At 39.0% G+C, this 11547-nt stretch carries 10 protein-coding genes; 2 read left to right on the forward strand and 8 right to left on the reverse strand.

Translation table 11 applies throughout. The annotated features are described in order from the left end of the window. Positions 1-6 precede the first annotated feature (6 nt). Both WA338_RS10465 and WA338_RS10470 read right to left on the reverse strand, forming a co-directional pair. A complete protein-coding gene (locus WA338_RS10465) occupies positions 7-1500 on the reverse strand; it encodes a GH3 auxin-responsive promoter family protein (RefSeq protein WP_272986001.1) in 1494 nt (497 codons plus the stop codon). Beyond that, entirely contained in the window at positions 1500-2366 is an 867-nt protein-coding gene (locus tag WA338_RS10470; RefSeq protein WP_273016358.1) for a M23 family metallopeptidase, read from the reverse strand. The genes WA338_RS10465 and WA338_RS10470 overlap by 1 nt, the downstream gene beginning before the upstream one ends. 119 nt (positions 2367-2485) lie before the next feature. Between WA338_RS10470 and WA338_RS10475 the strand changes: the two genes are divergently transcribed. After that, positions 2486-2692, forward strand: a complete 207-nt coding sequence (locus WA338_RS10475) for a Sec-independent protein translocase subunit TatA/TatB (RefSeq protein ID WP_040533835.1) — start codon at positions 2486-2488, stop codon at positions 2690-2692. 77 nt (positions 2693-2769) lie between these two features. Here WA338_RS10475 and WA338_RS10480 read toward each other — a convergent pair whose 3' ends face one another. The 3 genes from WA338_RS10480 to WA338_RS10490 all read right to left on the reverse strand — a co-directional run bounded on the left by WA338_RS10480 (position 2770) and on the right by WA338_RS10490 (position 6647). Continuing rightward, complete coding sequence (locus WA338_RS10480; RefSeq protein WP_273016359.1) at positions 2770-3747, reverse strand: DUF4837 family protein; 978 nt, start codon at positions 3745-3747, stop codon at positions 2770-2772. Between the two features lie 19 nt (positions 3748-3766). Beyond that, positions 3767-5374: a lytic transglycosylase domain-containing protein gene (locus WA338_RS10485; protein ID WP_336093306.1), complete on the reverse strand. Its 1608-nt coding sequence runs from the start codon at positions 5372-5374 to the stop codon at positions 3767-3769. A gap of 85 nt (positions 5375-5459) precedes the next feature. Next, entirely contained in the window at positions 5460-6647 is a 1188-nt protein-coding gene (locus WA338_RS10490) for a phosphoglycerate kinase (protein WP_272986002.1), read from the reverse strand. A gap of 140 nt (positions 6648-6787) precedes the next feature. On the opposite strand from WA338_RS10490, the gene WA338_RS10495 reads away from it, so the two are divergent. Next, positions 6788-7936 (forward strand): DNA polymerase III subunit, encoded by a 1149-nt coding sequence (locus WA338_RS10495; RefSeq protein WP_272986003.1) that lies wholly within the window; start codon positions 6788-6790, stop codon positions 7934-7936. A 50-nt stretch (positions 7937-7986) separates the two neighbouring features. On the opposite strand, the gene WA338_RS10500 is transcribed toward WA338_RS10495, so the two are convergent. From WA338_RS10500 to mnmG, 3 genes are all read right to left on the reverse strand, one after another. Beyond that, on the reverse strand, positions 7987-8556 hold the full coding sequence (locus WA338_RS10500; protein ID WP_272986004.1) for an OmpH family outer membrane protein: 570 nt from the start codon (positions 8554-8556) through the stop codon (positions 7987-7989). A 222-nt stretch (positions 8557-8778) separates the two neighbouring features. Beyond that, the gene (locus WA338_RS10505) at positions 8779-9615 is read right to left on the reverse strand and encodes a class I SAM-dependent methyltransferase (protein ID WP_273016362.1); all 837 of its coding nucleotides are present in this window, start codon (positions 9613-9615) and stop codon (positions 8779-8781) included. Between the two features lie 54 nt (positions 9616-9669). Next, positions 9670-11547 carry a tRNA uridine-5-carboxymethylaminomethyl(34) synthesis enzyme MnmG gene (gene mnmG, locus WA338_RS10510; RefSeq protein WP_009782006.1) on the reverse strand — a complete coding sequence of 626 codons (1878 nt, stop codon included), beginning with the start codon at positions 11545-11547 and terminating at the stop codon, positions 9670-9672.

The following is an 11547-nucleotide window of genomic DNA, read 5'->3' on the forward strand; positions in this document are numbered from 1 at the left end:
ACCTTTTTAAAAATCAAGTTGATACAGCACATCTGCAATACTGCGATCATTGGCCAATCTGGGTAGCTTGTTTTGACCGCCCAATTTTCCTTTAGACTTCATATATGCTGTAAAACCGCCATGCGGAATTACTTTGATTTCTAATCTTTTTAAAATTTTTCCTATTATCAAATCTTTATAATAACTGTTCTGCTGTTGCAGCGCTTCATCAATGGCTTGCGCAAAAGCGTCTAAATCTTCTGGCTGCGTGTCAAACTCGATAAACCACTCGTGAAACGGAAGCCCTTCTGAAGGATTGATTTGTGGCGCCACGGTAAATTCACTCACTTGCGCCTTAAATTGGCTCGCTGTACTCGCCAAAGCCTCTTCTACCTCCTTGCCTATCACATGTTCGCCAAAAGCCGAAATAAAGTGCTTTATACGCCCGGTAACCACCACGCGATGCGGTTTTGTTGAAGTAAACATCACGGTATCTCCTACGTTGTACGCCCAAAGCCCGGCCGTGGTAGAAATGATCATCACATAATTAACGCCAACTTGTACCTCACCAATGGTTAAACGTTGTGGATTTTCGTTAAAAAATTCATCTGCTTTTATGAATTCATAAAAAATACCAGAATTTAAAAGCAGCAACATGCCTTTCTCTTTCTGAGAATCCTGAAATGCAAAAAAGCCTTCACTCGCGGGATACAATTCTATGCTGTCTACACGACGCCCGATGAGGTTTTCAAACTTCTTGCGATAAGGTTCATAATTGACTCCGCCGTAAATAAACAGATTGAAATTTGGGAAAATCTCACCTACCAGTTGGCCTGTTTTTGCCTGCAACTTTTCAAAATACATCTGCACCCACGGCGGAATCCCGCTGATCACGCTCATATTTTCAGGCAAGGTTTCTTCAACAATAGCATCTACCTTGCTTTCCCAATCTTCAATACAATTGGTTTCCCAGCTCGGCATTCTGTTTTTTTGAAGATATCCCGGCACATAATGCGCAACGATACCTGATAATCTTCCGGTTTTAATGCCATTTTTTAGTTGCAGTTCCGGACTTCCTTGCAAGAAAATCATCTTTCCGTCTACAAACTCGCTGTTTCCACTTTCTGCGATGTAATGCAAAATGGCATCACGAGCCGCATTGACGTGCATCGGCATAGATTCTTTAGTAATCGGAATGTATTTTGCACCAGATGTGGTCCCGGATGTTTTTGCAAAATACTCGGGTTTTCCCGGCCATAAAATATCTTCTTTACCGGCAACTGCTTCTTCTACATAATCCTTTAACGCTTCATAATCCCGTACTGGTACTGCTTTTGCAAAATCTGCCGCCGTTTTTATATTTTCAAAATTATGGTCTTTTCCAAATTTTGCCTTTGCGCCTTTTTTGATCAAATACTGAAAAACCGCATCCTGAGTGGCAACGGGATTAGCGCTCCATTTTTGGGTTTTACCAGCGATATACTTAGCAAATAGTTTTGCCGAAAACGACTTAATAGACATTATTCAAACGAAATATAATTAGTAGGATCTACAGGATAACCGCTGTTCCATAACTCAAAATGCAAATGGGGCCCTGTAGAAAATTTACCGGTAGAACCGGCAGTGGCAATAACTTCTCCTGCCTTTACCAGATCTCCCTGATCTTTGGTAAGTGAGGCGTTATGCTTATAAACCGAAATCAAATCATTACCGTGATCTAAAATGATCACATACCCGGTTTCTGCGGTCCATTCAGAAAAAATAACCGTGCCGTCTGCAGCTGCCTTGATCGCCTCATTTTTGGGTACTACGACGTCTGTTCCATAATGTTTTTCTTCGGTATCAAAACCTTCGGTAATGTTTCCTTTAACCGGCGGAAACAAAGAAAAACTTACGGTTGAAGAAGCCGGCTCAAACAGGTTATACCGATCTTCATTAGCGACCTGTTCCCGCAACAAACTATCTTCTCTTGAGATTTTCATATTAAGCCCGCTTGTATCGCGCGGCTCGAGCAATAAGATAGAATCACGATTAAAATTTACCTCATCAACATCACCGGTAAGTACTTTTCTAATACTCGCGTAGTACTGTTGATTGATGTCGAGTTGACGCTTTAAAGAATCGGTTTCAAACATCAACTCCGTCGCTTGTCGTTTTAATTTAACCGAAGAATACCCGGGAATATACTCGCGTAACGGGGTATAAGCAATGAGTAGTGTGGTTAAGGCGATTAAAATAATTATTGAAAAGCCAACAACGATAAATACATTGAGTCGCGTGAGTTTAAAAGAGACACGTTCTTCAAAAGTGTCTTCGTTTAAAATGAGCAACCTGTATTTATGTAAAAGGCGCTTTTTAAGCTTCTTTTTTTCCTTAGGTTTTGCCATAAAAATCAATGAATAAGCAAATATAAAATTTAAAAGGCGTACGCCGACTGCTAAAGTTTTACAAGGAACGGTCTATTCTTATGATTTCTTGTTATATTTACCATCTAAATTATCATGATATGAATGCATTAGCAATATTTTTAGGAATGGTAGGACCCTGGCAAATAGGGCTTATCGTGGTTGTAATTCTCTTACTTTTTGGAGGTAAGAAAATACCAGAGATGATGAGAGGGCTTGGTAGCGGTATTAAAGAATTTAAAGATGCCTCTAAAGATGATGAAGCATCTCACAAATCTGACGAGACTCTAGAAGAGAAAAAATCATAAGTAGTTCTTTTAAAAAGAAATTAAAAAAGCGCTTTAGAAATCTAAAGCGCTTTTTTAATGCATTATTCTGAACTAGGTTATTCGGTTTTGTCAACGAATTTGACAGATCGCAGAATAGATTCCAGCTCAAAAATATTATCTCTTTTATTTGCTGAAGGTTTAAAAACAAAGCCTTCTAATACCAAATAACGATCGTTTTCTTTATCATCTACAGTGAAGTTTACAAACGGTCCCGCCATGTAACGCCCTTTTACTTCCCACATACCTTTCATTTGATACGCCGGTTTTCCGTCTATTGTAGTTTCAGAAAGATAGGGTGCAAAAGCAGCTTCTGTAATAAAACGCATCCCTTCACTTACCGTAATATTATCACCACCTATTGAATCACGCATTTTGATCAGTGAGCCAATCGTGTTTGAATCTCGATCGATCATACTATACGGAACTTCGTAAACCGTGATGTTCATATCACCATTAGGAATATCTTTTCTAATCCAGAAAAATCCCTCATCGTCTTTAGCATAACGGTATGCAGAAGGAAATTTCATCGTGATTCCAAAAGCATCAGTCAACGGCTTATCTTCTTTAAGAGAAAGACTTACGCGTCGTATTTTCTCTGTGAATTCGGTTTCTTTAATCGTATTTACGATTTTGGCACTGTCCTGCTGAATGATATTAATAATCGCACTTTCGGTAGGGCCTTTAACCAAAATACCGGTTTGAGGTCGCGCGTACTCATCGTTCACGACTTCTATTGAAGCCGAATCGGCTTGTTCAATTTTTAAAAAAGTACGTTGCTTACGCATAAAGCCAGAAAAAGCTTCACTAGGCATTTGATTAATCGCAAACATAGGTTCTACCTGTGGCAAACCATTTACAGGTCCTGCAAGTTTCTCACGTATACTCTCTCCTACCGGTCCTTCCCACATATCGTTTGGCATTACAACGGTAAGGTTATTCAAAGCCCCAGAAGAAGCCGATAAAATTTTGCCTGAAGGCTTGTCGTCACAGGCTATAAAAGCAAATAAGACAAAGGCAAGAATTAGTTTTTGCATAACATAAAATTATTTAGTGTTAGTTAGCTATAACCAGAGTCATTCCCGGTTTGAGCTTAGTACCGCTAATATCGTTCCAAACTTTAAGGTTCTCTGCGCTTACCCCGGGAAATTTACGCGCGATCTTCCATAAACTGTCGCCTTTCTGAACAACGTATTTCTTTTGACCTCCTCCGGAAGTTGATTTTGACGCACTTGAAGAGGATGCCGAAGCTACTGGTTTGCTGGGATATAAGGTGAGCCGCTGACCGATACGCAAATTATTAGAGCGTAAATTATTCCAACGTTTAATCTGAGAAACTCCTACACCATAACGCTCTGCAATTTTTCCTAAATAATCGCCACTGCGTACGCGGTAGGTAATGCTTGTAGGTACTTCAAGATACTTTGGTAAGGTTTCTTCGTCCCGCTCAAGCTCTTTTTTTGCGCGTTGATAGATGTTGTCTTCATTGGCAACAAAAGGTCCAACGGCCGTTACCGGCAAGCGCAAATAATAATTTTCATCCTCAACATACGGTATGATATCTAATTTATATGCCGGATTTAAAAACTGAAGCTCTTCAAGCGAAACCCCGGTATATGCTGAAACCTGCTGTAGTGTAATGGTTTCTTTTACTTTGATCGTATCGGTTTCAAAATAATTTACATCGGGTTGTGCCGGGTGATACCCGTGTTCTTCAGCATATTCAAAAATATACATCGTTGCTAAAAATGCCGGAATATAGCCTGCCGTTTCCCGTGGAAGATGATGTCTGATATTCCAGTAATTGGTTCTTCCGCCACTGCGACGAATGGCTTTACTTACATTTCCCGGTCCTGAATTATAACTTGCCAAAGCCAAATCCCAATCCCCAAAAATCTCGTGAAGTTTAGATAAATATTGCGCAGCAGCTTCGGTAGAAAGGATAGGATCCATACGCTCATCTACATACGAACTAATGTCTAATCCGTATAATTTCCCGGTATTGAACATAAATTGCCACATCCCCGTAGCTCCTACTCTAGACTTTGCGCGCGGTCGCAATGCAGATTCTACAATGGCCAGATATTTTAGTTCCAGAGGCATATTGTGCTTGTCTAAAGTCTGCTCAAACCCGGGAAAATAGAATTGAGATAATCCCATCAAGCGTTCTAAAGTAGGTTTGTGGCGCTTTAAATAGCCTTTGATGACATTCTCTAAAGAAGGATTATACTCAACGTTAAACGGAGTGCGTGCATCAAGAGCTGCAAGGCGCTTTTTAAGCACTTCTGTGGTGAGTTCTGGGTATTCAACGTCTTCATAGTTGGTATCATCAACTAAAGACGCCATATCGTCGTAAAGTGTGTTTGTAGTAAGTTCTTCTAGCCAAAGTTTATCAACTTTAGCAGGAAATTTACGATCGTTGAGTTTTTTTGAAGTACTGTCCCATTTTACCTCTTTAAATAAGAAAGGTTCAGGAACCTTTTGTACCACATGCCCGTTAGCACTGTTAAGCTCGCGCATGAGTTGTTTGAGTTCTACCGTATCGACGATAGGTAGCGTCTGAGAAACCTGCAGCGTTGCTGCCTTAGGATTTTTCTTCTGGGCATAAGATGCCAACGAGGTCATGACTACAAATGCATAACCGAGACAATAGCGTTTTTTCATATGTGTTTACAACGATGCAAACGCTAAAGTCGTATTTTTTGTTCAAAATCTAAAACACCCAGAAGAAAGTCCTGAATACTAATTTTTATTCACGAATTGCTGCAATACCCGGAAGCTCTTTACCTTCAAGCATTTCTAGCATTGCACCACCACCGGTAGAAACGTAACTTACTTTATTTTCAAAGCCAAATTGTTTTACGGCAGCTACGCTATCTCCTCCTCCAACAAGTGAGAAGGTTCCGTTGTTTGTTGCTTCTGCAATTGCATCACCAAGAGCGATTGTTCCTTTAGCAAAAGGTTCCATCTCAAAAACACCTAAAGGCCCGTTCCAAAGAATGGTCTTGCTATTTTTTACCACTTGAGCAAAATTCTCTAGTGATTTTGGTCCTGCATCAAGTCCTTGCCATCCGTCAGGAATTTCATTGATCGGTTCTACTTTAGTATTTGCAAATTCTGAAAAGCTATCTGCTGCAAGAACATCAACCGGCAAATGAACGTTTACATTCTTTTCTTTAGCTTTTTTCAATATATCTAAAGCGAGTTCTTGTTTATCATCTTCACAGATCGAACTCCCAATTTGACCTCCTTGTGCTTTGATAAATGTATACGCCATTCCACCTCCAAGAATCAAATCGTCAACTTTATCAAGAACATTCTCGATCACGGTGATTTTTGAAGAAACTTTTGCGCCTCCTAAAATGGCTAAAACCGGACTCTCATTGTCATTAAGCACTTTATCAATGCTCTCGATTTCTTTAGCCAGTAAGTAACCAAAACATTTTTTCTCCGGGAAAAACTGCGCTACAATGGTCGTTGAGGCATGCGCTCTGTGTGCAGTACCAAAGGCGTCATTTACATAAATATCTCCCAATTGAGAAAGTTGCTCTGCAAAGTCTTTATCTCCGGCCGTTTCCTCCTCGTGATAACGCAGGTTCTCAAGCAATAAAATTTCTCCAGGCTCCAATTCTGAAGCGGCTTTTTCAGCAGCTGCTCCTACACAGTTTTCTATAAATTTTACCTGTACCCCAATAATTTCAGAAACTTTGCTCACGATATGCTTCAAAGAAAACTCTGGCTCATTGTTTTTAGGTCTTCCTAAATGCGACATTAAAATCGCCGAACCACCATCTTCTAAAACTTTTAAAATTGTAGGTTTTGCGGCTTCAATACGGGTAGTATCGGTAACCTGATGATTTTCATCTAAAGGCACATTAAAATCTACACGGATTAATGCTTTTTTATTTTCAAAATTAAAATCGTCGATGGTTTTCATGTAATCTGTATTATTTGTGATTTTGGTAATTAACTAGTTGGTTAACGGCCTAACACGATATTGCTGTTAAGCCAATACTGAACAAACAAATATAACGGATAGCGCCAAAAAATACGTTACATTTCTGTTATATTTGGCGCATGCAATTTCAATCAATTCTCGGGCAAAATTTCATTAAAAAACATCTTACAACCAGTGTAGACCGCGGTCGTGTAGCACATGCGCAACTCTTTGTAGGTGCCAGTGGTAGCGGTGTTTTACCGTGTGCGCTCGCCTATGCGCAATACCTTATTTGCAATAATACCGAAGGTGAAAATACAGGCGGATCTGCAGCTTGCAATCTAAAGTTTGATCATCTAGCGCATCCCGATTTACATTTTGCATATCCCGTGGCTCCCAATGACACGGTAAAATCGCATCCTGTTTCTGATAATTTTGCTAAGGAATGGCGCGCATTTATTCAAGAAAATCCCTACGGAAGTTTATACGACTGGCACCGGCACATCGGTATCGAAAAAAAACAGGGGAAAATTGGTGTTGATGAAGCTCAGGATATTGTAAAAAAGTTATCGCTTAAATCATACGAAGGGGGCTTTAAAGTGATGATCATTTGGATGGCTGATAAAATGAACAATGCTGCGTCCAACAAGCTTCTAAAACTGATTGAAGAACCACCGCAAAAGACCATCTTCCTTCTTATTGCCGAAAATGAAGATCAAATAATTGACACGATCAAATCGCGTTGTCAAGTCTTGCGCTTTCCTCCTCTTGCCGCCGAAGCTTTAGAAAATGCCTTGATCACCGAGCATAATTGCGACCCTGCTGAAGCAAAAAAGTTGGCCATCAAAGCACACGGAGATTATAATCTTGCTCTACATTTATTAGACCATAGCAGCGATGAAGAAGAGTTTGAAACTTGGTTTGTAAGTTGGGTGCGCACGGCTTTTAAAGCACGCGGAAATAAAAAAGCCATCATTGATCTGATAGCTTGGAGCGAGAATATTGCTTCAAAAGGTAGAGAAACGCAAAAGAGTTTTTTAGGCTACTGTGAAGATTTTTTTAGGCAAGCCATGTTATTGAATTATAATGCTAAAGAATTGGTGTATTTACAGCCGGTAACCCAATTTGAGTTGGCTAAATTCGCCCCGTTTATACACGGCAATAACATCAATTCACTTATTGAAGAGTTGCAAACTGCAGCGTATCATATCGAACGTAATGGTAATGCTAAGATCGTTTTAACCGATCTCTCTATCAAACTCACGCGTTTATTACATACGAAAGCATAAAAAAAGGCAGCTCTTTGGAGCTGCCTTTTTAAAACCAATTGGTTCAAATATTATTCTGCAGAAGTCGTGTCTTCATCTTCTGTTGCAACTGGTTCTGCAGGTGCAGTACTATTACCACTGTAAGCAGTATTTAAAGCTTTTAAAACTTCGTCTGTGATATCTAACGCTGTTTTGCCATAGAGAATATTACCGCTGTCATTTTTTCCGTAGATATAATCGTAACCATTCTCTTCTCCGTAGGCGTCGATAAAATCACGAACCTTCGTAATTACAGAATCAACAGCCGCTTGACTCTCTTGCTGAATTTGTCCACCACGCGCTTGTTGCATTTGCTGAATTTCTTGCTGTAATGCTCCCAGCTCTTGCTCTTTGACCTGGCGCTCTGACGGACTCATAGATTGCGCGTTTTTCTGATATAAATCGACTTTTATTTGAAATGCCTGAATTTTAGGCTGAAGCTCTCCGCGGATCTCTTCGCTCAATTTATTGTACTTATCCTGAACTTCGGTCATCTCGGTGTATTCTTCAAAAAGTTTCTGCGTATCGACAAACCCAGATTTTGATTTTGAACAACTCGCCAAAACAAGGGCAATTAATAAAAGACTGAATTTAGTTTTCATATTAGATTTTTAGATTTTGTTGCAAATGTAATTAGTTGGTTCAGATAAGCACCATTTTACGATGAAATCTTAATTATTGTAAAAAACAATGATAAGTATCTTATCAATAATTAAAACTTATAAATTTTCGATTCAAATAAGACGATTTAAGCTGTTTTTAGAATTTCAGCATACAAATAGTCGCACCTAAGCTTAGAAGACTCTAGAAACGTCTTATTTTGATTATTTACTCAATTTTAAGACATAAATCAAAGAAGAATACTCGCCAGAGCGTCTTGCGCTCCAATTAGATCGTAAACCGGTTAAAAATGCTGACCAAGGTTGAAAGAAAGAAGCTGCCTTATATTTTTCTGATAACAGACTTACATAAAACGAATCAAAAACTAACGGCTTGGTTTCTTCTAAAATAAAGCCATTTGCTTCAAACAAGGTTTTTATACTCTTTGCAGAAAAATGATGTAAGTGTCTTGGTACATCCCAAGCAGCCCAAAAGTTTTTATAATGCTTCGCATCTAAAGAATTGAAATTTGGTACAGCAACAAACAAAACACCATTTTCATTTAAATGATTTTTCAACCATTCAATTTGATGTTGTAAATCTGGAACATGTTCTAAAACATGCCACATCGTGATCGCATCAAATTTTTGCGTGTTTACCGCATCTAAATTTTGAAAAAGCATAATTCCTTTTTCTGAAGCTTTTTTTCTTGCATCCGGTGAAGGTTCAATTCCGGTTACCTTCCACCCTTCATTCTTTGCTTGTTTTAAAAAATCACCGGTTCCTGCTCCAATATCTAAAAGTGATCCTTGATGTACTCGAGAAGAAATTAATTGCAATTTTTTCTTCAGCATAAATCGCTTAATGAAGTGATATGCTTTTTCAAAAAGACCTTTTTTTGAATCGGTATGTGAAATGTAATCCTCACTTAAATAATACTGATCCAAGTTTTCTGGAACAGGAAGCGTGGAATACTTATCTAACTTTTCATCATAAATCAAATCAAACTCTTCTTTAGAAACAGAATAATCTTTGATTTTTAAATTGGTTTTTTTAGTCAACGAATGGGATTTTTGAAGAAATAAATGAAAAGTGTTTCACGTGGAACTAAAAAATTAGCGTCCCATATAAACAAGCATTACCGAAATATCACTTGGAGAAACACCACTTACCCGTGAAGCTTGAGAAATAGTTGTTGGTTGAATTTTTGTCAACTTCTCACGTGCTTCATAAGAAAGTGACTTTAGTTTAGTATAATCAAAATTATCTGGGATCTTGATATTTTCTAATCGCTGTAATTTATCGGCGTTTGCCTTTTCCTTTTCTATGTAGCCCGAATATTTAATTCGGATTTCGGCTTGTTCTAAAACTTCAGTCTCGAGATTGTTTTCAGCAACGTATTCCTTTACATCTTTAAATGAAAGCATATCCTCTAAAGCTATCTGAGGTCGGCTAAAAATCTTAACCATTTTATCTGATTGCTTCATCGGTGTTGTTCCTTTTTCAGCTAAAACCGGATTGGCTTCTTCAGGCTGAATACTAGTTGTATTGAAAAATTCAACAAGATTTACCGCTTGTGCTTCTTTCTTCTCAAGAGCTTGCATACGCTCTTTACTAGCCAAACCAACCTCAAAAGATCGAGGAGTAAGACGAGCATCGGCATTATCTTGACGTAATAACGTGCGATATTCTGCTCGCGAAGTAAACATACGATACGGCTCTTTGGTTCCTTTGGTAATCAAATCATCTACCAAAACGCCTATATACGCTTCATCTCTTTTCAGGATGAACGGATCTTTTTCCTGAACTTTTAAACTCGCATTTAATCCTGCAACCAGACCTTGAGAAGCTGCTTCTTCATAACCCGTGGTTCCGTTAATTTGACCAGCGAAATATAAACCGTCAACCAATTTAGTTTCTAACGTATGCTTCAACTGCGTTGGTGGGAAGTAATCATATTCGATCGCATAACCTGGTCTAAAGAACTTCACATTTTCAAAACCTGAAACTTGACGCAATGCCTTAAACTGAACTTCTTCTGGCAAGGAAGTAGAAAAACCATTTACATAATATTCAATAGTATTCCAACCTTCAGGCTCAACGAACAATTGATGACGATCTTTATCTGCAAAACGATTAATCTTATCTTCTATCGAAGGACAATATCTTGGCCCTGTACTTTGAATTCTACCATTAAACATAGGCGAACGGTCAAAGCCTTCACGAAGCAAATTATGCACCTCGGGACTCGTATAACTCATTTGACAAGAACGCTGTTTTGTCAATGGCTTTGTTGCATTACTAAAGCTGAATTTTTGTGGATCTTCATCACCAGGCTGCTCGATCATTTTTGAAAAATCAAGACTTCTACCATCAACACGTGGAGGTGTTCCGGTTTTCATTCTACCCGAATCAAAACCTAAATCAACCAACTGTTCGGTAATTCCGGTTGCTTTACGCTCCCCGGCTCTACCACCACCAAATTGTTTTTCACCAATATGGATTAGTCCGTTTAAGAAAGTTCCATTAGTTAGAATTACCGACTTAGATTTGATCTCGATTCCTAAAGAAGTACGCACACCAGCAACCCGATCACCTTCGACTAAAAGACCATTTACCATCTCCTGATAGAAATCAAGGTTGGCAGTATTTTCCAACATCAAACGCCATTCTTCAGCAAAACGCATACGATCACTTTGCACGCGCGGACTCCACATTGCAGGTCCTTTACTTTTATTAAGCATCTTAAATTGAATCGCAGTTTTATCAGAAACAATTCCGCTATAACCACCTAGTGCATCAATCTCGCGTACGATTTGTCCTTTTGCAATTCCACCCATAGCAGGATTACAAGACATTTGGGCGATGGTTTGCAAATTCATCGTCACCAATAACGTTTTGCTTCCAGAATTGGCAGCCGCTGCTGCGGCTTCACAACCTGCGTGGCCACCTCCCACAACAATCACATCGTATATATCTTCAAAAAAACTCAT

Origin of the sequence: Leeuwenhoekiella sp. CH_XMU1409-2 (assembly GCF_037029365.1) — a bacterium.
GTDB classification, from domain to species: domain Bacteria; phylum Bacteroidota; class Bacteroidia; order Flavobacteriales; family Flavobacteriaceae; genus Leeuwenhoekiella; species Leeuwenhoekiella blandensis.